The 25,338-nt window shown below is 70.4% G+C and carries 19 protein-coding genes and 1 pseudogene; 16 read left to right on the forward strand and 4 right to left on the reverse strand.

The features are described from left to right. Positions 1–93 precede the first annotated feature (93 nt). The 7 genes from M6G08_RS19515 to M6G08_RS19545 all read left to right on the forward strand — a co-directional run bounded on the left by M6G08_RS19515 (position 94) and on the right by M6G08_RS19545 (position 8,658). Positions 94–2,820 carry a LuxR family transcriptional regulator gene (locus M6G08_RS19515; RefSeq protein ID WP_272588443.1) on the forward strand — a complete coding sequence of 909 codons (2,727 nt, stop codon included), beginning with the start codon at positions 94–96 and terminating at the stop codon, positions 2,818–2,820. After that, complete coding sequence (locus M6G08_RS19520) at positions 2,813–3,112, forward strand: DUF6039 family protein (protein WP_272588444.1); 300 nt, start codon at positions 2,813–2,815, stop codon at positions 3,110–3,112. Before M6G08_RS19515 ends, M6G08_RS19520 begins: the two co-directional genes overlap by 8 nt. 310 nt (positions 3,113–3,422) lie before the next feature. After that, positions 3,423–4,355 carry a nucleoside hydrolase gene (locus tag M6G08_RS19525; protein WP_272588445.1) on the forward strand — a complete coding sequence of 311 codons (933 nt, stop codon included), beginning with the start codon at positions 3,423–3,425 and terminating at the stop codon, positions 4,353–4,355. Positions 4,356–4,383: 28 nt separating this feature from the next. Further along, entirely contained in the window at positions 4,384–5,808 is a 1,425-nt protein-coding gene (locus M6G08_RS19530; RefSeq protein WP_272588446.1) for an MFS transporter, read from the forward strand. Positions 5,809–5,997: 189 nt separating this feature from the next. Beyond that, positions 5,998–6,621, forward strand: coding sequence for a hypothetical protein (locus M6G08_RS19535; protein WP_272588447.1), 624 nt, complete (start codon positions 5,998–6,000; stop codon positions 6,619–6,621). Continuing rightward, positions 6,608–7,966, forward strand: coding sequence for an NCS2 family permease (locus M6G08_RS19540; protein WP_272588448.1), 1,359 nt, complete (start codon positions 6,608–6,610; stop codon positions 7,964–7,966). The genes M6G08_RS19535 and M6G08_RS19540 overlap by 14 nt, the downstream gene beginning before the upstream one ends. Positions 7,967–8,001: 35 nt before the next feature. Then, on the forward strand, positions 8,002–8,658 hold the full coding sequence (locus M6G08_RS19545; protein ID WP_272588449.1) for an HD domain-containing protein: 657 nt from the start codon (positions 8,002–8,004) through the stop codon (positions 8,656–8,658). A gap of 261 nt (positions 8,659–8,919) precedes the next feature. On the opposite strand, the pseudogene M6G08_RS19550 reads toward M6G08_RS19545, so the two are convergent. Beyond that, positions 8,920–9,264, reverse strand: a pseudogene (locus M6G08_RS19550) (hypothetical protein); the annotation flags it as partial. 141 nt (positions 9,265–9,405) lie between these two features. On the opposite strand from M6G08_RS19550, the gene ggt reads away from it, so the two are divergent. Continuing rightward, positions 9,406–11,208, forward strand: a complete 1,803-nt coding sequence (ggt, locus tag M6G08_RS19555; protein ID WP_272588450.1) for a gamma-glutamyltransferase — start codon at positions 9,406–9,408, stop codon at positions 11,206–11,208. A 55-nt stretch (positions 11,209–11,263) separates the two neighbouring features. On the opposite strand, the gene M6G08_RS19560 is transcribed toward ggt, so the two are convergent. Continuing rightward, positions 11,264–13,795, reverse strand: a complete 2,532-nt coding sequence (locus tag M6G08_RS19560; RefSeq protein WP_272588451.1) for an ATP-dependent Clp protease ATP-binding subunit — start codon at positions 13,793–13,795, stop codon at positions 11,264–11,266. A gap of 728 nt (positions 13,796–14,523) precedes the next feature. Beyond that, the gene (gene map, locus M6G08_RS19565) at positions 14,524–15,300 is read right to left on the reverse strand and encodes a type I methionyl aminopeptidase (protein ID WP_272588452.1); all 777 of its coding nucleotides are present in this window, start codon (positions 15,298–15,300) and stop codon (positions 14,524–14,526) included. Positions 15,301–15,363: 63 nt separating this feature from the next. On the opposite strand from map, the gene M6G08_RS19570 reads away from it, so the two are divergent. The 8 genes from M6G08_RS19570 to M6G08_RS19605 all read left to right on the forward strand — a co-directional run bounded on the left by M6G08_RS19570 (position 15,364) and on the right by M6G08_RS19605 (position 24,645). After that, positions 15,364–15,618, forward strand: a complete 255-nt coding sequence (locus M6G08_RS19570; protein WP_043378025.1) for a helix-turn-helix domain-containing protein — start codon at positions 15,364–15,366, stop codon at positions 15,616–15,618. Between the two features lie 163 nt (positions 15,619–15,781). Next, positions 15,782–16,624, forward strand: a complete 843-nt coding sequence (locus M6G08_RS19575) for a nitrilase-related carbon-nitrogen hydrolase (protein WP_272588453.1) — start codon at positions 15,782–15,784, stop codon at positions 16,622–16,624. After that, on the forward strand, positions 16,621–17,904 hold the full coding sequence (locus M6G08_RS19580; protein ID WP_272588454.1) for an aspartate aminotransferase family protein: 1,284 nt from the start codon (positions 16,621–16,623) through the stop codon (positions 17,902–17,904). Before M6G08_RS19575 ends, M6G08_RS19580 begins: the two co-directional genes overlap by 4 nt. A gap of 81 nt (positions 17,905–17,985) precedes the next feature. After that, on the forward strand, positions 17,986–19,584 hold the full coding sequence (locus M6G08_RS19585) for a PucR family transcriptional regulator (protein WP_272588455.1): 1,599 nt from the start codon (positions 17,986–17,988) through the stop codon (positions 19,582–19,584). 114 nt (positions 19,585–19,698) lie between these two features. Further along, positions 19,699–20,541, forward strand: coding sequence for a nitrilase-related carbon-nitrogen hydrolase (locus M6G08_RS19590; protein ID WP_272588456.1), 843 nt, complete (start codon positions 19,699–19,701; stop codon positions 20,539–20,541). A gap of 32 nt (positions 20,542–20,573) precedes the next feature. Continuing rightward, on the forward strand, positions 20,574–21,977 hold the full coding sequence (gene hydA / locus M6G08_RS19595; protein ID WP_272588457.1) for a dihydropyrimidinase: 1,404 nt from the start codon (positions 20,574–20,576) through the stop codon (positions 21,975–21,977). An 11-nt stretch (positions 21,978–21,988) separates the two neighbouring features. After that, on the forward strand, positions 21,989–23,011 hold the full coding sequence (locus tag M6G08_RS19600) for a TIGR03842 family LLM class F420-dependent oxidoreductase (RefSeq protein ID WP_272588458.1): 1,023 nt from the start codon (positions 21,989–21,991) through the stop codon (positions 23,009–23,011). A 107-nt stretch (positions 23,012–23,118) separates the two neighbouring features. Next, positions 23,119–24,645, forward strand: coding sequence for an NCS1 family nucleobase:cation symporter-1 (locus tag M6G08_RS19605; RefSeq protein WP_272588459.1), 1,527 nt, complete (start codon positions 23,119–23,121; stop codon positions 24,643–24,645). Here the strand turns inward: M6G08_RS19605 and M6G08_RS19610 are convergent. Further along, complete coding sequence (locus M6G08_RS19610; RefSeq protein ID WP_272588460.1) at positions 24,642–25,298, reverse strand: hypothetical protein; 657 nt, start codon at positions 25,296–25,298, stop codon at positions 24,642–24,644. The two genes, M6G08_RS19605 and M6G08_RS19610, sit on opposite strands and share 4 nt — an antisense overlap. Positions 25,299–25,338 lie beyond the last annotated feature (40 nt).

Here is a 25,338-nt window from a genome sequence, read left to right on the forward strand (position 1 = left end):
GAGGTAGCGGTGACGCGCTTGTACGGGCGGAACAAAGAGCTTGGGCTCCTGGAAACACTTCTCGCGAGGGGATGCGAAGAGCGAACGGGACTCATGATCATATCCGGCGATCAAGGTCTGGGAAAGACAAGGTTTCTGGAATCTGCATCCCAGTACTCCGTCAAGGCCGGGTTGGAGGTCATCCGACTGAAGGCATCCGGTTTATCTGTGATTTCTCTTCGGTGCCTACTCGACGACCTGCTTGACGCACCCACATTGGAGCGGTTCGCCGACCGCTGGTCCGATTGGGTTGACTTCTATCACCCTGGCGACAACGCGAAAGGACCCGTTTTGCTCGCGCTCGACGACGTGGACGGGTTCGGATCCACCATGTGGGCTGTGCCGGCCGTCCGTAGCGTCGGGCGCCGGCTGGGCCGACCTCTCGTCGTCCTGATGTCATGCACACACGACTCCCGGGACTGGTTCCAGACCGATGACGACTCACAGGCTCAGCAACTCACTGACTCGACCGTGGCTGTGGTCCGCTGCCGACTGCTGCCGCTGCCGCGTGAGGCGATCGAACAGATCGCCGCCGAGGCGCTGGGCATGCGCCCCAGTCGCGAGATCATGGACATCTGCAGCCACGCTGGTGGTGTACCTGCCCGGCTCATGCCGCTCCTGGACGGTGTCATTGAAGCAGGCGTCATCCAGGGGGCGGATGGTGCCGCCCGGCTCGCCCCGAAAGGAGTACTGCCGCCCCAGGCGTGGTCGTTGGCCCTCGCTCAGTTCACGGGCCTGTCCTCCGGCACTCGTCAGATGGTCGACGTCGGGTCGGTCTTGGGGCGGTCCTTCAGCCTGCGAACGCTCTCATTTGCTCTTGGCCGCACTGAGCTGAACCTGCTTCCCTCTATCCGGGAGGCTCGGGATGCGGGAGTGCTTGTCGAGGATGATTCCTGTGTCTCCTTCACGGACGCACTCGTCTGGCACGCTGCACGGGAGAACGTGCCCATTCCGGTGAGAGGTGCCATTCTGCGAGAGGTCGGCCGCCGACTTCTCATCACCGGCGAAACGGATGCTTTTGGTGACGAATATCTGCTGCGTGCGGCCCGGCTCGGTGACCGCCTCGCCGCGGCGGGCCTCCCCGACGCACTGATGCGTCGGGCAAAGACGGATCCTGTCACCGCCGCTGAACTTGCCGCGCAAGCACTGCAGTTGCCGCTCATGGGCAAGGAAGCACAGCTGGGGCTGTGGCAGATCAGGGTGGACGGACTAATCTTCAGCGGCCGCGTGGTGGACGCCATGGAGTGTCTGGCCAACGCCCTTGAGCAGCCTCTGGAGCCGGAGGCGGTCGACGTGCTGCGGATCAGGCTCCCCCTCCTGCAGGTGTTCAGCGGCAATGTCGAGGCCGCAGCGGAGCTTCACCGACTACTGGAGCGGTCCGACTCGCCCCACGCGCAGGAGTGGGGAACCCTGCTGGCCGACCGTCTGTCCCACCGGACCAGGGACGCATGCTTGGAGCAGCGCTTCGGGTTGAAACCCGCGTCCAGGACTCATCCCGATGAGTTGACCGGCCGCAGGCTTCTGGGAAGCTCCCAAGCCTGGTGCGACGGGCGCGTCCAAAGGAGTCTCGACCTGCTGGGTGAGGACGCCGGGGCCAGTGCCATGCGGATTTGCAACGGCCAGATCCCCCCGTTCTTGACCAGAGTGACGCGCATCCAGTACCTGGTCAGTCTACGGCAGTTCGCCGATGCCGAAACGGAACTAAGGGCGGTTGTCGCGGACATCGAGGAGCACGGCAGCCACGGGTGGCGCGCCGCCACCGAAAGCCTGCGGGCACTGCTGGCCCTTGAGCAGGGGGACACCGAGACAGCCGTGGAAGCCGCCACGGCAGGGCTCGACCTTGCCGAGCGCTACGGCGCGGGTATGCTCGCCCTCCTCGCCCATGCGGTCCTCACGATTGCTTCGCTGCGCCGCATGCAATTGCTGTCTGCCCGTAAGCACACCGAGATGCTTGGCGATCCGCTGTCGATCGACCGCTCCGGTGGGGTGACACAGCCTGCCCTATGGGCGGTTCTCATGATGGCTGAGGCGAACGATGGCCCTCGGGCCGCGACAGCGCTCGCCGAGCGACTGCTCTCCGAGAGAGTCACACCGTGCGCCATGCTTCTCTTCGCCCCCTATGCGGCACCTTGGCTGGTGCGTACCGCCCTGGCCGCGGAGCGGCCCGAGTTCGCTGCCCGCACTGTGGCCGCCGCGCAGTCCTTGGCCGAGGGAAACCGGAACTGGCCCGTTGTCGCTGCGGCAGCGGATCATGCGCGGTGGCTGCTGGGCGGTGACGCCAATGCTCTCCAACTCACCGCCGACCTGCACCGGGATCCGTGGGCGCGGGCACAGCTGGAGGAGGATCTGGGTAGGGCGACCGAGGATCGGAATATCGCTGTACGTCATCTGCAAAGGGCTGCCCAGACCTATGCGAGGGCCGGGGCGTCTCGAGACGCAGCGCGAGTCCGCCAAAGCCTGCGGAGCCAAGGTGTGCGCCGACGGCACTGGAAGAATGCCAGCCGGCCGGACACGGGATGGGCGGCGCTCACCGATACCGAGCGGGCTGTCGCGCACCTTGTTGCAGCAGGAATGACAAATCGTCAGGCGGCACAACAGATGTTTCTCTCACCCCACACCGTCAATTTCCACCTCCGCAACATTTACCGGAAACTCGAGATAGCATCACGCGTCAATCTTGCGGCAATAGTCACGACAAGGCGAGAAGGTGTTCAGGGGGTGTCCCGTAACTACTGGTCAAGTGACCAACCGTTACCGTTGGATGCCGCCTCGGGTGAGTGAGTGTTTTCAGACTGGCCACCGATCGGGTGATGGCCTCGGTGCCCGCAACGGACACTTCCTGTACGAGGAGGCGCTCGGCACCTCCGACCGCATCCACTGGCTCATCCACACGGAGTCGCTAGCGTCCTACTACTCGCTGATCGACATGCGGGCGTGGACGGAGGACGACGTCCGGGACGTTTACTCGAAGGAGTGGATCGCCGCGGAGAAGGGCGGCGGCACCTGGGACCGCATGTTCATCGACGCGACGCTGATCGACCTCGCGCTGACACCGCAGCACTGGGGCATGTAGACGACTCGGAAGATCGCGATGCTGGAGGGCGGGGGCTTGACCGGTCGTCCGCCCGCCCCGGCCGGGACCGGCCCCGCAGGAGTGGCCGGACCGGACGCCGCGCCAGCGCCGAACGGACCACCGATGACCCAGCGGCGGCGCCCTATATCTGGCACAACGCCTCCGCGACGGCTTCGCCACCGCCGGCCAGCGCCACCTGGCCTTCTACCAGGCCCTTGCCAACGCGGCGTAACGAGGCGATCGCCGCCGCGTACGGAATGACGGGTGCCGATCCACCGCTGTTCCGCCGACCGAACCCCTGGAGTCCCACGTGCCCACCCCCATCATTCTGGACTGCGATCCCGGCCACGACGACGCGATGGCCATCCTGCTCGCCGTCGGCGATCCCCGCGTGGACCTGAAGGCGGTCACCACCAGCGCGGGCAACCAGACCGTGGAGAAAACAGCCCTGAACGCACGACGCATGTGCTGTCTCGCCAAAGCCTTCGACGTGCCCGTCGCCGCCGGATACCCCAAGCCGCTCACCGGCAAGCTGCTGATCGGCGACGACGTACACGGCGAAACCGGCCTGGACGGCTGGGACTTCCCGGAACCGGAGGTGCCGCTCCACTCCGCACATGCCGTGGACCTCATCCACAACCTGCTGTCCGACAGCCCCGAACCCCTCACCCTGGTGGTCACCGGCCCCCAGACGAACATCGCCGGACTCCTCGCCCTCCACCCGCAGGACAAAGACAAGATCAAGGAAATCGTGTGCATGGGAGGCGCCACGCACCGCGGCAACACCCTGCCCTACTCGGAGTACAACATCCTGGTCGACCCCGAGGCCGCCCACGAGGTCCTCGCCAGCGGCATCCCCATGACCTACTGCGGCCTCAACGTCACGCACCAGGCGCCCGTCACCCGCGAGGTACTGCAGCGGATCGCCGACGTGGGCACCCACATCAGCAAGGCGTCGGCAGCCCTCCTCGAATTCCGTTCCAGCACCTACGACCAGATCTGGGATCTGCCCGACGCACCGCTGCACGACCCCGTCGCCATCGCCCGTGTGCTCGATGCAAGCCTCGTGGAATGCGTCGAGGCCCCCGTCTCGATCGAACTGCGCGGCGAATTCACCCGCGGCGCAACCGTGATCGACCTCTACGGTGTCACGGGGAGGACCCCCAACGCCCAGGTGGCGACACGTCTGGACACCGAGCGGTTCTGGGATGTGTTCATGACGGCGCTCACCGCTCTGGGCTGACCCGTCGACCTACGGAGGCTGACCGACCGTGCCCGTTTCTCCCACCCCGACGCCGGGTGCCCGCTTACTGACGGCGTTGGCCGGGGCACAGCTGCTGGTGGCGCTCGACTTCTCGATCATCTACGTCGCGCTGCCCGACATCGGAACGAGTCTCCACTTCTCCGCGGTCGCACTGCAGTGGATCGTGAGCGCGTACGCGATCTTCTTCGCCGGCTTCCTGCTGCTGGGAGGGCAGCTGGCGGACGTCTTCGGCGCCGGCCGGGTCTACCTCACCGCTCAGCTGCTCTTCGCCGCCTCCTCGATCGGTGCCGCACTCTCCTCTTCCGCCGCGATACTGATCGCCGCACGTGTCGGACAAGGGGTGGCCGCAGCCCTGCTGGTGCCGGCAACGCTGGGTCTGCTCAGCGCCGCCTACCCAGCAGGACCGGAGCGCGACCGGGCCGTGAGCGTGTGGGGCACCACGGGCGCGGTCGGCCTCGCCCTCGGTGTCACCGCCGGCGGAGGCATCCTCGCGGTGACCTCCTGGCAGTGGATCTTCTGGATCAACATCCCCATCGTGGCGGTCTGCCTGCTCGCCGCCGGCAACGCGGTCCGTTCCGCCACAGCCGGGGCACGGGCTCCCGTCGCCACCACGGCCACGCTCTCGGCCTGCGCCGCGGTCGTGGCCCTGGTCCTGGCCTTCACGGAACTCTCCCGCGCCCAGCCCGCCCTCCCCATCGTCGCCGCCGCACTGGCGGTGGCGATCCTGGCCGGAGGACTCCTCACACTCGGCCAGAACAGACTCAGGCCGCTGGTCCCCCGCCCCCTGCTGCGCGTACGTGCCCTCCAAGTGGCCTGTCTGGTCGCGGCGTTGTACATGGCGAGCTTCGGAGCCGAGTTCTACCTCGTCACCCTGTACCTCCAAGAGGTAAGGGACTACAGCGCGCTCGCCGCAGGCATGGCCTTCCTCCCGCTGGCCGGCGCCATCACCGTGGGGAACACAGTGGCCGGCCGGGTCGCCGGCCGACTGCCCCTGGGGCGGCTGCTGTCCACGGCCTTCCTCACCGGCGCGGCCGGCCTCCTGGTGCTCGCCCTGGCCGTCGGCACCGAGGGCGGATACGTGCCGGGCATTCTGCCGGGACTGCTGCTCAGCGGTCTGGGACAGGGGATGGCGTTCACCGGAATGTTCATCACCGGGACCCGCGACCTCCCGCCGGCAAGCAACGCCACCGGGAGCGCCCTGGTGACAACCGCGCAGTACATCGGCGGCTCCATCGGCCTGGCGCTGCTGGTCCTGCTCCACGGAGAGCAGCCGACAGCCCTCGACTTCGTCCGGACGTTCTGCGTCACCGCGGTCATCGCCACGGCGGCCGCACCGTCGGCACTGCTGCTCCTCATCCGTACCGGGCGCGAGTCCGCCCCGGTGTCCCGACCAGACCAGCCTTCCCAGCACAGGACCGGAGGTCATCGATGAACACGGCCCGCTTACTCGACAGGACCGGACTCCCCCCGCAGGCCCGGCAAACGGTGGACGACTTCGAGAAGGGAACACGACACATACTTCAGCCACCTGGTCCACTTCGGACCCGAGCTGCTGGAGTCGCTGCACGCCCCCGGCGCTCGGCCGGACAATGTACGTGTCGCTTCCGCCAGCCGTCCGGAAGTGATCGAGCGGATGGCCGCCGTCACGGCGGTCGCCAACCTTCCCCAACAGCGCGACGCCGACCGCAACCGCTATCTGCAGGCGCTGCTCGACATCTACGGCATGCTCCCCGTCCAGGCGCAGCACAGCGCCTCCATACCCGGGACGACCGTCATCGCGCCCGAGCGCGAGGGGCGCATCCTGGCCGAGCGCCTCGGTGTCCTGCCTCAGAAGCGGGGCTGGACGCCACAGGCCAAGCGGATGCCAGTGACCGGAGGACTGCTCGTCGGTGTGGACGAATGGCTGCCCTCGCAGGCAGACCGGCTGGTCATCGTCGACGGCGTCGTGGCCAGCGGAGTCACGCTCATGGCGATGCTGCAGCTGGCACTTGAGCCGGGAGCCGACGTCGAGATCTTCACCTGCCACTCCACCCAGCCAGGCGCACTCGCCCTGGCGAGGTACGCCGAACGCCTTCAGCTGTCGCTGACCCTCCACGTCGGTCACGTGTCCGGGGCACTGAACGGAAAGTTCTACGCCGTGCAACCCGATGCCCCTGACCAGGTACTGCTGGGCGATGTCGGAGACACCATCAGTCCCGTCACCCCCGCCTTCCCACCACGTGGAGAGCGGCGTGACCACGCCTGAGCGCCCAGGGCTGCGCCCGGAACTGCTTCCACGCGAACCCGAGCCCAGCCACGGAGCCGTCGACCGGTACTTCTCCCTGAGCGCGCGGGGCTCCACCTGGCGCCGTGAAATCTTCGCCGGGATATCGACGTTCCTGGCACTCTCCTACATCGTGGTCGTCAACCCGGCCGTCCTCAGTCAGGGAGGCATTCCCCACGCTGCCGCCTTCTTCGCGACGGCTGCGGTCGGTAGTCTCGCCACCATGGCCATGGGATTGTGGGCCCGGCTCCCCTTCGCGGTGGCACCCGGCATGGAGATGAATGCGATGATCGCCTTCTCCGTGGTGGGCACCCTCGCCTACACCTGGCCCGAGGCGTTGGGAATGGTGTTCTGGTCCGGCATCGCGATGCTGGCCGTGTCCCTGCTGCGGCTGCGTGACGCCGTGATCAGCGCCATCCCTCCGCAGATGCGTTCGGCACTCGCCGCCGCGGTCGGCACGTTCATCGGCCTCATCGGCCTGCAGATCGCCCACCTCGTCACCACGTCCGACGGGCGGCTGTCCGGCCTGGGCGACTGGACGGGGCCACCGGCCATCGCCCTGTACATCGGCCTCGCCGTCGCCCTGCTCCTGGACGCCCTGGGAGCCCGTGCCGCGGCGGTTCTGGGCGGCATCGCGGCTGCCGCACTCTGCGCCCTCGCGGGCATCAGCACCGACGCCGTTCACGACGGCGTCCACGGCAGCGGGGCCGCGCTGCTCCGCTTCGACCTCACCGTCATCGCCGATCCGAGGGCGTGGAGCATCGTCCTGGTGCTGTTCGCCCTCGACTTCTTCGGCAGCATCGCGAAAGTGGTGGGCCTGACGGCGCACACCCCCATACAGGACGGCAACGGTCAGGTGCCCGGTATGCGTCAGGCGCTGCTTGTCGACGCCGGCGCCACCGTCGCCGGATCCGCAGCCGGATCATCCAGCTTCGTGGCCTTCGTGGAGAGCGCAGTCGGCATCCGCGCCGGCGCCCGCACCGGGATCGCGGCAATCGTCACCGGACTGCTCCTGTTCTCCTGCCTGTTCCTCGGACCGCTCCTTGCCCATGTCCCTGTGGAAGCCACCACCGGTGCTCTGGTCTTCGTAGCGGTCAAGATGCTCACCGCACCCCGCTCGGGTGGAGCGAACCGCCTGGGCCTGGCCGTGACAGTGACCGCCGTGGGCGTCACCATCGCCACCCTCGCGATCGATCAGGCCATGGCCGCGGCTTTCATCGTGACCACGGCCGCGAGCGCACTGAGCCGCCGCCGTCCGCATCCTGCTCTGTGGGCGGCGACGTTGGTCCTCACGGCCAGTGTCCTTCTGCAATACCTCAACCTCTGAACAGTGCACGCATGAAACCCTCCAAGGAGCCTGTCATGCCCAACGATGACTCCCCCCTGCTCGCCGAATCGGTCCGGCAGCCCGACGGCACCCCCGAAAGGCTGCGCCACCAGATCGACTTCATCATCGAGGTGGACCGGCTCAAGGACATCTTCCGGCAGAGCCCGCTGCTGGCCGCGAACCGCAAGGAGAACGACGCCGAGCACTCCTGGCACCTCGCTTTGATGACCCTGGTACTCGCCGAATACGCAGACGAACCCATCGACACAAGCAAGGTTCTCGCCCTCGTCGTACTCCACGACCTGGTAGAGATCTATGCTGGAGACACATTCCTGTACGACACAGCAGCTGCCGCCGACCAGGAGGCACGAGAGCAACAGGCGGCGGACAGGCTCTTCGCGCTCCTGCCCCCCGACCAACGGGACCACTTCCGGTCCTTGTGGGACGAGTTCGAGGAACGCAGCACGCCCGAAGCCCGTTTCGCCAAGGCCATGGACCGGCTCCAGCCCCTGCTGCTCAATTACGGAAACCGCGGCGGGACTTGGCGTACCCCGGGAGTCACCGAGAAGGACGTGCTCGCCCGCAAGTCCGTGATCAAGGATGCGTCCGCAGACCTCTGGCAATACGCACAGGACCTGATCCACACGGGAGCCGCCAACGGCTGGGTCCCCCGCGCCGATCCCAGCACCTGAGGAAACTCCGCGTATGTTCACCGACATGGTGTCGTACGCGAGTGACGAGCGGTGCGAAGCAGTGGCACAGGCGCTTGTGCCACTCTTGCAGTCGGAGGCTGGCAGTGGGGCCCGCAGCGCGCGGTCGGGAAGGCCAGTGATGGATGCTCGCGGGGGTCAAGACGCTGATCGGCTGGCGCTTCCGACGGAGCGGCCCGCCTGGTGCTCAGCATCGGACGGGTGGCTCCGCGAGGTTTGCCTCCTATGTGGGTGTCGCGGAGGAACGCGACCCTTCGACCCGGGCCCGCCCACGCAGAACTCCGTGCGCTCGCCGAAGCCCTGGTGGACCATGTCCTGGGTCACCACCTGCATATGGGCGCCGCAGTCCTTGATCAGCGCGGACAGCTCCAGCAGCGCGAAGACGTCGAAGCGGTGGACCGCCGGTTCGGTGGCGGCGGGGTCCCGGTTGACGACGAGCAGCGACTCGGAACTGTCCGGCAGCCCGAAGAACGCCTGCTTGCGGCGGAGCCTGCGCTTCCACAGGTAGGTACGGGCCAGCCAGCCCAGCGCGGCACTGATGCCCGCCGCGACCACGCCCAGGACGATGTTGCGTATGTCGTCAGTCATGGGCGCGCATGCTAGCGGGCGTGGGCGTACCGGTGTTCGACGGGCCGCGTCGGGACCGTGTCGTACGCGTTCTCCCGGCGTTCCTGACGCGACCATGACGATCAACTAAGCTGCCCGAACGGCCTTTCCCTGGAGGTGCGGATGCGTCGCCCTGTCGCACGGAATCTGACGGTCCTGGCGGTGTCGGCCGCCGTGGTGTCGGCGGGGGCGGCGGCGCCAACCGCCGCGCAGAGCAGACCCGCCGTCCCCAAGACCCCGGTCGCCGTCGGGTACGGCGGCGCGGTCGCCAGCGTCGACCCGGACGCCTCCGCCGCCGGCATCGAGGTGCTGCGCAAGGGCGGCAACGCCGTCGACGCGGCCGTGGCCACCGCGGCCGCCCTCGGCGTCACCGAGCCCTACTCCGCCGGCATCGGCGGGGGCGGCTACTTCGTCTACTACGACGCCGAGTCACGTACCGTACGCACGATCGACGGCCGCGAGACCGCGCCGCTGAGCGCCGACGAGGACCTCTTCACGGAGAACGGCGAGCCCATCCCCTTCGCCGACGCCGTCAGCAGCGGCCTCGCCGTCGGCACCCCGGGCACGCCCGCCACCTGGCAGACCGCCCTGGACGAGTGGGGCAGCCGGAAGCTGTCCTCGGTGCTCAAGCCCGCCGAGCGCCTGGCCCGGCACGGCTTCACCGTCGACGAGACCTTCCGTTCCCAGACCGCCGCCAACGAGCAGCGGTTCCGCTACTTCCCGGACACCGCCGAACTCTTCCTCCCCGGCGGCGAACTCCCCGTCGTCGGCTCCACGTTCAAGAACCCGGACCTCGCGCGCACCTACCGGGAACTCGGCCGCGAGGGCGTCGACGCGATCTACCACGGCGAACTCGGCGAGGACATCGTCGACACCGTGGGCGAGCCGCCCGTCGACCCGGAGTCCGGCTGGTACGCCCGCCCCGGCGACCTCACCGCCAAGGACCTCGCGGCCTACGAGACCAAGCTCCAGGCGCCCACGCGCACTTCGTACCGCGGCCTGAACGTCTACTCCATCGCCCCCTCCTCCTCCGGCGGCACCACGGTCGGCGAGGCCCTCAACATCCTGGAGCGCACCGACCTCTCCAAGGCGAGCAAGGCCCGCTACCTGCACCGCTTCATCGAGGCGAGCCGCATCGCCTTCGCCGACCGCGGCCGCTGGGTCGGCGACCCGGCCTTCGAGGACGTACCGACGAGGGAGCTGCTGTCGCAGCGGTACGCCGACTCGCGCGCGTGTCTGATCAAGGACGACGCGGTCCTCACCAGCCCCCTCGCACCCGGAGACCCCCTGAACCCGGCACCCTGCGCGGACGGCGGCACGGCGGCGCCGACGACGTACGAGGGCGAGAGCACCACGCACCTGACCGTGGCCGACAAGTGGGGGAACGTCGTCGCCTACACGCTCACCATCGAGCAGACCGGCGGCAGCGGCATCACCGTGCCCGGCCGGGGCTTCCTGCTCAACAACGAGCTGACCGACTTCTCCTTCGCCCCCGCCAACCCGGCCGTCCACGACCCGAACCTGCCCGGCCCCGGCAAGCGCCCGCGCTCCTCCATCGCGCCGACGATCGTGCTGGACCAGCACCACAAGCCGGTCGTGGCCGTCGGTTCGCCCGGCGGCGCCACCATCATCACCACCGTGCTCCAGACGCTCACCGGCGTCATCGACCGCGGCCTGCCGCTCGTCGACGCGATCGCCGCCCCGCGCGCCAGCCAGCGCAACGCCGCCCGGACCGATCTCGAACCCGGGCTCTGCGACAGTGGCCTGCGGGCGGAACTGGAGGCCATCGGGCATTCCTTCAAACGCAACCCGGAGATCGGCGCGGCGACCGGCGTGCAGCGGCTGCCGAACGGCAAGTGGCTGGCCGCCGCGGAGAAGGAACGACGCGGCGGCGGGTCGGCGATGGTCGTCAGACCGGTGCGCTAAGGGCCGTCGTTTGGATCAAGTAGCAGGGAAGAGACCGAACGACAGCCCATACGACTCACAGCTCGGGGACGGACTGCTGCGGCGTCCGGAAGGCCAGCCGCCCGTCCTCGACGTCGACCGTCACCCGGCCGCCCTCCGTGACGCGGCCGTCGAGGAGCAGCCGGGACAGCTCGTTGTCGACCTCGCGCTGGATGGTGCGGCGCAGCGGACGCGCGCCGTACTCGGGCTGGTAGCCGCGCTCGGCGATCCAGTCCACCGCCGCGTCCGTGAAGTCGACCGTGACGTCCTGCGCGCGCACCATGCGCCGGGTCTCCTCCAGCAGCAGGCTGGTGATCTGCCGCAACTGCTCGCCGCTGAGCTGGCGGAAGACGACGATCTCGTCGATGCGGTTGAGGAACTCGGGCCGGAAGTGCTCGCGCAGCGGCCGCAGCACCTGCTCGCGCCGGGCCTCCTCGTCCGCCTCCGAACCGCCCGAGCCGAAGCCGATGCCCGCGCCCCGCCGGGTGATCACGTCGGAGCCCAGGTTGCTGGTCATCACGACGACCGTGTTGCTGAAGTCCACCGTGCGGCCCTGCGAGTCGGTCAGCCGCCCGTCGTCCAGCACCTGGAGCAGGATGTTGAAGACGTCCGGGTGCGCCTTCTCCACCTCGTCCAGCAGGAGCAGCGAGTACGGGTGCCGGCGCACCACTTCGGTGAGCTGACCGGCCTCCTCGTGGCCGACGTATCCGGGCGGGGCGCCGACCAGGCGGCTGACGGTGTGCCGCTCCTGGTACTCGCTCATGTCGAGCCGCACCATCCGGTCCTCGCTGCCGAACAGGGCCTCGGCCAGCGCCCGTGCCAGCTCGGTCTTGCCGACGCCGGTCGGGCCGAGGAAGAGGAAGCTGCCGATGGGCCGGTCGGGGCTGGCCAGACCGGCGCGGGAGCGCAGTACGGCGTCGGCGACGACCCGCACGGCCTCCTCCTGGCCCACCACCCGTTCGTGCAGGTGGGACTCCAGGCCCAGCAGGCGGTCCTTCTCCTCCTGGGTGAGGCTGCTGACCGGGATGCCGGTCTGCCGGGACACCACCTCGGCGATGGACTCGGTCCCGACCACCAGGTTCAGGCCCTCGTCGGCCTCGCCGCCGCCGTCGGCCTCCATGATCCGCTGCTTCAGCTCGACGATCCGGTCGCGCAGCTGTGTGGCCCGCTCGTACTGCTCGTCCGCGACCGCCTGGTCCTTGTCCCGGATGAGCTGGTCGACCTCGCGCTCCATGGCCCGTACGTCCGTGCCCTTGGTGCGCGCCCGCAGCCGTACCCGGGCGCCGGCCTGGTCGATCAGGTCGATCGCCTTGTCCGGGAGCCGGCGGTCGGTGAGGTAGCGGTCGGACATCTCCACGGCCGCCACCAGCGCCTCGTCGGTGTAGCGGACCTGGTGGTGGGCCTCGTAGCGGTCGCGCAGGCCGCGCAGGATCTCGATGGCGTCCGCGGTCGTGGGCTCCGGGACCAGGATGGGCTGGAAGCGGCGGGCGAGGGCCGCGTCCTTCTCGATCCGGCGGTACTCCTCCAGGGTGGTGGCCCCCACGATGTGCAGCTCGCCGCGGGCCAGGGCCGGCTTGAGGATGTTCCCGGCGTCCATCGACCCGCTCTCGCCGCCACCGCCCGCGCCGACGACGGTGTGCAGCTCGTCGATGAAGATGATCAGCTGGTCGGAGTGGGCGCGGATCTCGCCCACGATGTTGTTCATCCGTTCCTCGAAGTCACCCCGGTAGCGGGTGCCGGCGACCACGCCGGTCAGGTCGAGCGCGACCACCCGGCGCCCGATCAGCACGTCGGGGACGTCGCCGTCGGTGATGCGCTGGGCCAGCCCCTCCACGACGGCGGTCTTGCCGACGCCCGCGTCACCGATCAGCACGGGGTTGTTCTTGCCGCGCCGGGAGAGCACCTCGACGGTTTGCTCGATCTCGTCCTCGCGCCCGATCACCGGGTCGATCCGGCCCTGCTGGGCCAGGTCGGTGAGATCGCGGCCGTACTTGTCGAGGGTCGGGGTGTTGGTGGCCTGCGGCCCCTCGGTACGCCCCTTGGCCGCGTCCGGCGTCTCCGTGGGCAGACCCGACGACGGCGCGAACCGGGCCGCGTTCAGGATGTGCCCGGCGGCCGAGTCCGGGTTGGCGGCCAGGGCGCTGAGCACGTGCTCCGGGCCGATGTAGCCGGTGCCGGTCGACCGGGCCAGCTCGTGCGCGTCCAGCAGGGCGCGCTTGACGGCCGGGGTCAGGGACAGCGAGGTGGGCGGCGGCACCTCGCCCGGCGGGTGCTGCACCGGGCCGCTGCGCTCGTCGATCTGCGACGCCAGCGAGTCCGGGTCGGCGCCGGCGCGGCTGAGCAGGCCCCGGGTCGGTTCGGTGGAGAGCGCCGCCCGCAGCAGGTGCTCGGTGTCCAGGTCCCGGCTGCCGTGCTCGGCGGCGTACTGCGCGGCCCCGCGCACCAGCTCCCGGGCGGGCTGGCTGAGCAGCCGGCCGATGTCGATCTGCCTCGGCCTGGGCCCGCCGAAGAAGCGTGCCAGGAATTCCGCGAACGGGTCGCCCTCCGGGCCCATGTAGCCGCTGGTCATCGTGTACGGACCTCCGCTGCATCGCTGTCGACGTGCCGGGGCCGGGTAACCCGGCCGGGGCGCGGTCATGCCCAACATGACACGTTCTGTTCCGTCGGGCATGTCCGGCAACCCGGGCGGGCGGAGGGGCTCGCGGGCGGGCGCGAGACGTGGTGGGCGGGGGCTGCGGGCGCCCTGTGCCGGGTCGTGGGGATCGTCCGGCCCCGGGCCGGGTGGCTGTCCCACGCCGGAGGGCGAGGCCGCCCTGCGCCGGGGCGTTCGGTCGTCCCTCAGGGAGTCACGAGGCCGTGTCCCGGCCGCGCGGTGGTGTGCCGCGCCTCGGTGTGGTGCTCCGTGGCGTACGAGGGCATGGCGGCATGTGCCGTACCGGTTCTGGGGTCGTGTCTCGCGGTGGCCGCGGCGCCGCGTGCCGGCACGGGGCCGTGTCCTCCCCCGACCACCGTCCCGTGTCGGCGAGGGTGCTGGGTCCCCGCTTCGGCCGCGGTGCTGTGCCCCGCCTCGGGGGGACGGTGCCGCGCCCTCCACCGGGCCATGGGGCCCCGTTGCTACCGGTCCCCGGTGCCGCGCCTCGCACGGAGGTCACGGGCCGCCTCCGCCCAGGCCCTCGTGGGATCTCCGCGGTGCGGGGACGTTGCTACCGGTCCCCGGTGCCGCGCCTCGCACGGAGGTCACGGGCCGCCTCCGCCCAGGCCCTCGTGGGATCTCCGCGGTGCGGGGGCACGGCATCGTCAGAGGCCGTCCCGGGACGTCAGCACGCGGGGGCCGGCGTCCGTGATCGCCACCGTGTGTTCCACGTGGGCCGCCCGCGAGCCGTCGTTGGTGCGCAGGGTCCAGCCGTCCGGGGCCGGGTGGTAGTCGTCCCGGCCGCTGCTGATCAGCATCGGCTCGATGGCGATGACCATGCCGTGCCGAAGGGGGAGCCCGCGCCCCGGCCGGCCCTCGTTGGGCACGCCGGGGTCCTCGTGCATTCGTCGGCCGATGCCGTGGCCGCCGAAGTCCTCCATGATGCCGTAGCCCGCCGACCGGCAGACCGTACCGATGGCGTGGGCGATGTCGCCGACGCGGTTGCCGACGACGGCCGCCCCGATGCCCGCCGCCAGCGCCCGCTCGGCGGTCTCGATCAGTGTCACGTCCGCCGCGCGCGGGGTGCCCACGACGAAGCTGACCGCCGAGTCGCCGGCCCAGCCGTCCAGCGTGGCCCCGCAGTCGATCGAGACCAGGTCGCCGTCGCGCAGCCGGTAGCCGTCGGGGATGCCGTGCACGATCGCGTCGTTCACCGACGCGCAGATGACGCCGGGGAAGGGCGTCGGCGCGAAGGAGGGCCGGTAGCCGAGGAACGGCGACCCGGCGCCCGCCTCCCGCAGCACCTCGCGCGCCACCGCGTCCAGCTCCAGCAGGGACACGCCCACGTCCGCCGCCTTGCGTACGGCGGTCAGGGCGCGCGCGACGACCTGGCCGGCCGCGTGCATGGCGTCGATCGATGTGTCTGTCTTCAGTTCCACCATGCCAATTACTATACCGGTATTTGAATTGGGGCGGTCGCGCGGGACCGGTATTAGAATGACGGCATGGTGCGCACCCCCCTGACCCCCGAAGAGCGCGAGCGCGGCGAACAGCTCGGCCGCCTGCTCCGCGCGGCCCGCGGTGAACGGAGCATGACGGAGGTCGCCGCCGTGGCCGGCGTCTCCGCCGAGACCCTGCGCAAGATCGAGACCGGCCGGGCACCCACGCCCGCGTTCTTCACCGTGGCCGCGCTGGCCGGAGCGCTGGGGCTGTCCATGGACGACCTGGTCGGGAGGTGCGAGCCCGCGGCGGCGGCCTGAGGCTCCCGCACTCACCCACAGGAGTGCGAAACGCGATCGACACCGCGCCTTGACGACGATGGTCTTGGCAAGCCCCTGTGGCCAGGCTTACGTTCGTCCCTCTACGGCCGCTCTACGGGCGTAGAGGCTCTGACGTCGTGACGTCGTGTCGAAGGAGCAGCTCATGGCCAACGTCGTACGCGCCGCTCTGGTCCAGGCCACCTGGACCGGCGACACCGAGTCCATGGTGGCGAAACACGAGGAGCACGCCCGCGAGGCCGCCCGACGGGGCGCCCGGGTCATCGGCTTCCAGGAAGTCTTCAACGCCCCCTACTTCTGCCAGGTCCAGGACCCCGAGCACTACCGCTGGGCCGAGCCCGTGCCCGACGGCCCGACCACCCGCCGCATGCGGGCCCTCGCCCGCGAGACCGGCATGGTGATCGTCGTCCCCGTCTTCGAGGTCGAGCGGTCCGGCTTCTACTACAACACCGCGGCCGTGATCGACGCCGACGGCACCGTCCTCGGCACGTACCGCAAGCATCACATCCCGCAGGTCAAGGGCTTCTGGGAGAAGTTCTACTTCCGCCCCGGCAATCTCGGCTGGCCCGTCTTCGACACCGCCGTCGGCAAGGTCGGCGTCTACATCTGCTACGACCGGCACTTCCCGGAGGGCTGGCGCCAACTCGGCCTCGGCGGCGCCCAGCTCGTCTACAACCCCTCCGCCACCCACCGCGGCCTCTCCGCCCACCTGTGGCGGCTGGAGCAGCCCGCGGCGGCCGTCGCCAACGAGTACTTCGTCGCCGCGATCAACCGGGTCGGGCAGGAGGAGTACGGCGACAACGACTTCTACGGCACGTCGTACTTCGTCGACCCGCGCGGCCAGTTCGTCGGCGACGTCGCCAGCGACACCGAGGAGGAACTCGTCGTCCGCGACCTGGACTTCGACCTCATCGAGCAGGTGCGGCAGCAGTGGGCCTTCTACCGCGACCGCCGCCCCGACGCCTACGAAGGGCTGGTGCAGCCGTGACCAAGGACCTCTACGCCCGGCACCGCTCCGTCCTGCCCGACTGGCTCGCCCTCTACTACGAGGACCCGCTGGAGATCACCCACGGCCAGGGACGGCACGTCTGGGACTCGGCCGGCAACAAGTACCTCGACTTCTTCGGCGGCATCCTCACCACGATGACCGCGCACGCCCTGCCCGAGGTGACCAAGGCGGTCAGCGAGCAGGCCGGACGGATCATCCACTCCTCGACCCTGTACCTCAACCGGCCCATGGTCGAACTCGCCGAACGGATCGCCCACGTCTCCGGCATCCCCGACGCCCGCGTCTTCTTCACCACCTCCGGCACCGAGGCCAACGACACCGCCCTGCTGCTCGCCACCGCCCACCGGCGCAGCAACACCATCCTGGCGATGCGCAACAGCTACCACGGCCGCAGCTTCAGCTCCGTCGGCATCACCGGCAACCGAAGCTGGTCCCCGACCTCCCTCTCCCCGCTCCAGACGCTCTACGTCCACGGCGGCGTCCGCACCCGAGGCCCCTACGCCCACCTCGACGACCGGGACTTCATCGACGCCTGCGTCGCCGACCTCGAGGACCTCCTCGGCCACACCCGTCCGCCCGCCGCGCTGATCGCCGAACCCGTCCAGGGCGTCGGCGGCTTCACCTCCCCGCCGGACGGCCTGTACGCCGCCTTCCGCGAGGTGCTGCACGAGCGGGGCATCCTGTGGATCGCCGACGAGGTGCAGACCGGCTGGGGCCGCACCGGCGAGCACTTCTGGGGCTGGCAGGCCCACGGACGCAGCGGCCCGCCCGACATCGTGACCTTCGCCAAGGGCATCGGCAACGGCATGTCGGTCGGCGGCGTCATCGCCCGCGCCGAGATCATGAACTGCCTCGACGCCAACAGCATCTCCACCTTCGGCGGCACCCAGGTCACCATGGCCGCCGGCCTCGCCAACCTCAACCATCTCCTGGAGCACGACCTCCAGGGCAACGCCCGGCGCGTCGGCGGCCTGCTCATCGAACGGCTGCGGGCCGTCGCCGCCCAGGTGCCGCACGTACGGGAGGTGCGCGGACGCGGGCTGATGGTCGGCGTCGAGCTGACCCGGCCCGGCACCGACGAGGCCGCCCCCGACGCGGCGTCCGCCGTCCTGGAGGCGGCCCGCGCGGGCGGGCTGCTGGTCGGCAGGGGCGGCGGCCACAGCACCAGCGTCCTGCGCCTCGCCCCGCCGCTGTCCCTCACCGTCGCGGAGGCCGAGGAGGGCGCGGCGATCCTCGAACGCGCCCTGCACACCCTCTGACCCGCGCGCCCCGTACGGCAGCCGGCCACCGCGTCCCGCACCACATCCGACAGCCGCGTCCCGAGCCGAGGAGGCGCCGCCATGACCACCGCCCGGTACCGGGACCAGCACTGGGAACCCGCCCTGTCGGTCCGCCAGGTCCTCGGCCTGGAACGGGTGCTCGCCGGGCAGCCCGAGGTGGTGGCCGGCGCCCACCGGCTCGACCGGCCGGTGCGCTGGGTGCACGTCGCCGAGGCCGCCGACGTCGGCGTGATGCTCAGCGGCGGCGAGATGGTCCTCACCACCGGGGTGCTGCTCGCCGGCGACGAGGACAAGCAGGGCGAGTACGTCCGCTCCCTGCACCGCGCCGAGGCCTCGGCCGTCGTGCTGGGCCTCGGCCGGGCCTTCCCCGCCCCGCCCGACGGGATGCGCGCGGCGGCCGAGCGGTGCGGCCTGCCCATGGTCGTCCTGCACCGGCCCTTCCCCTTCGCCGAACTCACCGAGGAGGTCCAGTCCCGGCTGCTGCGGCGCAAGTACGCCGCCGTCAGCCTCTCCGAGACCGTACGCACCGAACTGACCGGCCTGATCACCGCCGGCGCCCCCGTGCAGCGCCTGCTCGACGAGGTCGCCCGGCGCGGCGGCTGCCCCGTCGTCGTCACCAACCTCGCCCACCGCGTCCTCGCCACGGCCGGGGAGCGGGCGGCCGTCGACGACGTACTGCGGGACTGGGAACGCATCGCCCGCCAGGCCGGTGCCGGGTCGGCCGACGGCTGGATCCGGGCCGAGCTGAGCTGCCGCGGGGAGCGCTGGGGCCGGCTGGTGCTGTGCGGCTACCCGGGCGAGCGGGCCGCCGGGCGCCTGCTCGCCGACCGGGCCGCCGAGGCACTGGTCCTGCACCGCATGCTCGCCGGTGACGGCGCCCATGCCCGGAACTCCGGAGGCTCCCGGGACTCCTGGGCGGAGCAGTCCGCGCGGAGCCTGCTCACCGACCTGGTCACCGGCGCCGTACCGGCACGGCAACTGCTGCCCCGGGCGCGGGCCGCCGGGCTGCCGGTCAACCGGCGGATCTTCGTCCCGCTGGTCGTACGCGGAGGTGAGCCCGCCCGCCTGGACCGCGTACTGCGGCTGCTCGGCCTGCCGGGGGTCGCCGCCGGGCTCGACGACGACCGGGTCGCCGTCCTGCTCAGTCTCGCCCCCGACCAGGACGCCAGGGCACTCACCGCCCACCTCGCCGCCCGGCTGCGCTCCCAGCCGGAGTCCTCCCGCGCCGTGGTCGCGGCGGCCGACGCCCGCGCCTGGGACGAAGTCCCCGCCGGCCTGCGCGAGGCCCGGCACGTCGCCGACGCCGTCGCCGATTCGGCGCCCGGCCTCGACCCGCCGCCCGTCGTACGGCTGCGCGACGTCCACCTGCGCGGACTGGTACGGCTGCTGCGCGACGACCCGCACGTGCAGTCCTTCGCCGAACGCGAGCTGGACGGGCTGCTCGCCGGCCCCGACGAGGACCTGCTCGCCGTCCTGCGCACCTACCTCGCCACCGGCCGCAACAAGTCCCGCACCGCCCGGCTCCACCACGTCTCCCGCCCCGCCCTCTACCGCCGCCTGGAAGCGATACAGAGCCGGCTCGGCGTCGACCTCGACGACTTCGAGCAGGCCGCCTCCGTACACATCGCGCTCCTCGCCCACGACGCCCAGCAGGGGTGACACCGTGCAATGCCCGACCCCGGCAGACGTAACACCGTGCCACTCAATCCCGTCGCCCGCCGCCCCTAACCTCGCCGTACACCGAGCGCCACACCGAGCGAGTGGAGGCCGAAGATGAGCCGAGTGATCCGTGCCGCGCTCTTCCAGACCGCCTGGACGGGCGACAAGGAATCCATGATCCAGGTCCACGAGCAGGCGGTGCGCGACGCCGCCGCCCAGGGCGCACAAGTGCTGTGCTTCCAGGAGCTGTTCTACGGGCCCTACTTCTGCCAGGTCCAGGACCCCGAGTTCTACGCCTACGCCGAACGCGTCCCGGACGGCCCGATCGTCGAGCGCTTCCAGCGGCTCGCCCGCGAGCACGGCCTCGTCCTGGTCCTCCCGATGTACGAGGAGGAGCAGCCCGGCGTCCTCTACAACACCGCCGCCGTCATCGACGCCGACGGCTCCTACCTCGGCAAGTACCGCAAGACGCACATCCCGCAGGTGCGCGGCTTCTGGGAGAAGTTCTACTTCCGCCCCGGGAACTCCGGCTGGCCGGTCTTCGACACGGCCGTCGGCAAGGTCGGCGTCTACATCTGCTACGACCGGCACTTCCCGGAGGGCTGGCGGGCGCTGGGTCTGGAAGGCGCCGAGATCGTCTTCAATCCGTCGGCCACCTCACGCGGCCTGTCCGGCTACCTGTGGCAGCTGGAGCAGCCCGCGGCGGCCGTCGCCAACGAGTACTTCGTCGGCGCCATCAACCGCGTCGGCGTCGAGGAGTTGGGCGACAACGACTTCTACGGCACCTCGTACTTCGTCGACCCCGAGGCGCAGTTCGTCGGCGAGGTCGCGAGTGACAAGGAGACCGAGCTCGTCGTCCGCGACCTCGACATGGGCAAGCTGCGCGAGGTCCGCGACCGCTGGCAGTTCTACCGCGACCGCGCGCCCGGCGCGTACTCGCCGCTGACCGCGCCCTGACCGGGCGGGGCCCGACAGGAGGGAAGAGCAGCATGAGCAGCCGTACCGTCATCCGCGGTGGCCTCGTCGTCACCGCGTCCGACGAGATCCACGCCGACGTCCTGATCGAGGACGGCCGCATCGCCGCCCTCGCCGCCACCGGAACCCCGGCCGCCCGGGCCTTCTCGGCCGAGCGGACCATCGACGCGAGCGGCAAGTACGTCATCCCGGGCGGCGTCGACGGCCACACCCACATGGAGATGCCCTTCGGCGGCACCTACGCCGCCGACACCTTCGAGACCGGCACCCGGGCCGCCGCCTGGGGCGGGACGACGACGATCGTCGACTTCGCCATCCAGAGCGTCGGGCACTCCCTGCGCTCCGGCCTGGACGCCTGGCACGCCAAGGCCGAGGGCAACTGCGCGATCGACTACGCCTTCCACATGATCGTCTCCGACGTCAACGAGAAGACGCTCAAGGAGATGGACCTGCTGGTGGAGGAGGGGGTGACCTCCTTCAAGCAGTTCATGGCCTACCCGGGCGTCTTCTACTCCGACGACGGCCAGATCCTGCGGGCCATGCAGCGCGCCGCCGGCAACGGCGGACTGATCATGATGCACGCCGAGAACGGCATCGCGATCGACGTCCTGGTGGAGCAGGCCCTCGCCCGGGGCGAGACCGACCCGCGCTTCCACGGCGAGGTCCGCAAGGCGCTGCTGGAGGCCGAGGCGACCCACCGCGCCATCAAGCTCGCCCAGGTCGCCGGGGCGCCGCTGTACGTCGTGCACGTCTCGGCGGCGGAGGCCGTTGCCGAGCTGGCCCGCGCCCGCGACGAGGGGCTGCCGGTCTTCGGCGAGACCTGCCCCCAGTACCTCTTCCTGTCCACCGACAACCTGGCCGAGCCGGACTTCGAGGGCGCCAAGTACGTGTGCAGCACCCCGCTCAGGCCGAAGGAGCACCAGGCCGCCCTGTGGCGGGGCCTGCGCACCAACGACCTCCAGGTGGTCTCCACCGACCACTGCCCCTTCTGCTTCACCGGCCAGAAGGAACTGGGCCGCGGCGACTTCTCCAAGATCCCCAACGGGATGCCGGGCGTCGAGAACCGCATGGACCTGCTGCACCAGGCCGTAGTCGACGGACACATCAGTCGCCGCCGCTGGATCGAGATCGCCTGCGCCACCCCCGCCCGCATGTTCGGCCTGTACCCGAAGAAGGGCACCATCGCGCCCGGCGCCGACGCCGACGTGGTGGTCTACGACCCGCACGCCGAGCAGGTCGTCTCCGCCGAGACCCACCACATGAACGTCGACTACTCGGCGTACGAGGGCAAGCGGATCACCGGCCGGGTGGAGACCGTGCTCTCGCGCGGCGTACCGGTCGTCACCGAGCGGGAGTACACCGGGCGCAAGGGCCACGGCGTCTACACCCCGCGCGCCACCTGTCAGTACCTGAACTAGGAGCGGTGCCCATGGACTTCGGACTCGTCCTGCAGACCGACCCGCCCGCCTCCCGCGTCGTCGACCTGATGAAGCGGGCGGAGCACAACGGCTTCCGCTACGGCTGGACCTTCGACTCCGCCGTGCTGTGGCAGGAACCCTTCGTGATCTACAGTCAGATCCTGGCCCAGACCTCGGAACTCAAGGTCGGCCCCATGGTCACCAACCCGAGCACCCGCACACCGGAGGTGACCGCCTCCACCTTCGCCACCCTCAACGACATGTTCGGCAACCGCACCGTCTGCGGCATCGGACGCGGCGACTCCGCGATGCGCGTCGCCGGCCGCAAGCCCAACACCCTCGCCCGCGTCAGCGAAGCCATCAAGGTCGTCCGGGCGCTGGGCCGGGGCGAGGAGGCCGACCTCGGCGGCGGCACCGTCGTCCGCTTCCCCTGGATCAAACCGGGCACCGAAGTCCCGGTGTGGATGGCGGCGTACGGCCCGAAGGCCCTGAAGACGACCGGTGAGGAGGCCGACGGCTTCATCCTCCAGCTCGCCGACCTCTACCTCACGCAGTACATGGTCAAGGCGGTCAAGGACGCCGCCGTCGCCGCCGGACGCGACCCGGACGAGGTGACGATCTGCGTCGCCGCCCCGGCCTACGTCACCGCCGACGACTCGCCCGAGGCGCTGGCCCACGCGCGCGAGCAGTGCCGCTGGTTCGGCGGCATGGTCGGCAACCACGTCGCCGACCTCGTCGACAAGTACGGGGCCCACACCGGCGCGGTCCCCGACGAACTCACCGACTACATCAAGGCCCGCGAGGGCTACGACTACGCCCACCACGGGCGCAGCGGCAACCCCGACACCCGGTTCGTGCCGGACGAGATCGTCGACCGGTTCTGCCTGATCGGACCGGCCGAGAAGCACATCGAGAAGCTCAGGGCCCTGCGCGCCCTCGGCGTCGACCAGTTCGCGCTGTACGACATGCACGACGCGCAGGAGTCCGTGATCGACGCCTACGGCACGCGGATCATCCCGGCCGTCAACAGCTGACCGACCCCCTCCCTCCCTCTCGGGGGAGGGGCCCAGGGCGCACCCGCGCACCCCCCTCGGCACCGCACGCACGGCCTCTCCCGTCCCACCGCACGATTGGCCTGCCCATGACCGACACCGCGCCCACGGCCATACCGCCGTCCGCCCAAGTCACCCTCCCCGACGGGCGCGTGGAGCTCGCCCCGGGCTCCCCGCCGCCCGGCGGCCCCTACGCCAACGAGGACCTGCTGCCGGTCCCCGTCGAGGGGCGCACCTGGACCACGTACAACTTCTCCGCCCTGTGGGTCGGCATGGCCCACAACACCGCCTCCTGGACCCTCGCCTCCGGCCTGATCGCCGTCGGCATGGACTGGAAGCAGGCGGTGCTCACCATCGCCCTGGCCAACGTGATCGTGCTCGTCCCGATGCTGCTCACCGGGCACGCCGGACCGAAGTACGGCATCCCCTTCCCGGTGTTCGCCCGCGCCTCCTTCGGCATCCGCGGCGCCAACCTGCCCGCCGTGGTACGGGCGCTGGTGGCGTGCGGCTGGTTCGGCATCCAGACCTGGATCGGCGGCGAGGCGATCTACTTCCTGGCCGGCAAGCTCATCGGCGACGGCTGGACGAACGCGGCGACGTTCGGCGGCTACGCCTGGACGATGTGGCTGTCGTTCGCGATCTTCTGGGCGATCCAGGTCGCCATCATCTACCGGGGCATGGAGACGATCCGCCGGTTCGAGAACTGGGCGGCGCCCTTCGTCCTGGTCGGCGCCTTCGTGATGCTGTGGTGGATGGCCGACAAGGCGGGCGGCTTCGGCCCGCTCCTCGACCAGCCGTCGCGGCTGGGCTGGGGCGGCGACTTCTGGAAGCTCTTCTGGCCCTCCCTCATGGGCATGATCGGCTTCTGGTCCACGCTGTCCCTGAACATCCCCGACTTCACCCGCTACGGGAAGAGCCAGAAGGCCCAGACCCGCGGCCAGGCCCTCGGCCTGCCGACCACGATGACGCTGTTCGCCTTCCTCTCCGTGATGGTCACCTCCGGCTCGCAGGCGGTCTACGGGGAGCCGATCTGGGACCCGGTGAAGCTCGCCGCGAAGACGGACAACGTGGTGGGGCTGCTCTTCGCCCTCGTCACCGTCCTGGTGGCGACCCTGTCCGTGAACATCGCGGCCAACCTGGTCTCACCGGCCTTCGACTTCTCCAACGTCGCGCCGCGCAAGGTCAGTTTCCGGGCAGGCGCCATCGTCACCTGCGTCCTGGCCGTGCTGATCTTCCCGTGGAAGCTGTACTCCGACCCGCAGGGCTACATCTTCACCTGGCTCGGCCTGGTCGGCGGCCTGCTCGGCACGGTCGCCGGCATCCTCATCGCGGACTACTGGGTGCTGCGCCGCGCCCGCCTCGACCTCGTCGACCTGTACCGCACGGGCGGACGGTACTGGTACGACCGGGGATGGAACTGGCGGGCGGTCGTCGCCTTCCTCGCCGGCGGCGTCCTGGCCATCGGCGGCGCCGACTTCCACCCGCTGGTCGACGGCCGCCCCGTGCCCTTCCTCGAACCACTGGCCGACTACGGCTGGGCGGTCGGCCTCGGCACCTCCATGGCGCTGTACCTGGCGCTGATGCTGCTGCCCGCCACCCGGCCGGCTCGGCGCTAGCCATCCTCCAGGGCGGCCACCGCCTCCTTGGCCGCCTTGATGGCCCCCTTGTTGACCGTGTCCGTACTGGGTGCCTTCTTCGACTCGAAGTCACTGCCGTTGTACGTGATCATCACCAGGGCGTTGGAGGCGCGGACCAGCACGGTGCCCTCGCGCGTCTGCTGCTCGTCCTCGGTGGTGAGGTTCACGACGGAGTAGGCCTCGTCGCCTAGCCCCGGCACCGCGCCTCCGCCGCTCCGGTCGGCGACCCGCTCCTTGTACGACTTCTGCGCCGCCTCGTCCGACTCCATCACCTCGAAGGAGACGTCGAGCCAGCGGTAGTCGTAGCCCTTGAGCGCGTTCCAGGAACATGTGCGGCGGACCTCGGTGTCCGTCGACGGGATCTCCTTGCCGGCCGCCTTGGCGCCCGGGACCAGCGAGGTGACCGTCCTCTCGGCCAGGCTCTCGCAGGGCGCCGGGGCGGCGGCGTACGTCTGGGTCACCGCCTCGGTCGCCGGGGCGGAGGCGGACCGGTTCGTGGTGTCGGGCGGCGTCTCGTCCTTGGCGGCCGGTGTCGTGTCCGGCCCGGACGACAGGGCCCAGCCCGCCGTGGCGAGCACGGCGACCGGCGCCAGACGCGCGGTCAGGGCGAACGGCAGGGGAAGAGGACGCACGGCGCACTTCTCGTGGGGGACGGTGCGGAGGAGGTCCGCA

The sequence above is a fragment of the Streptomyces sp. M92 genome, from assembly GCF_028473745.1.
GTDB lineage: Bacteria > Actinomycetota > Actinomycetes > Streptomycetales > Streptomycetaceae > Streptomyces.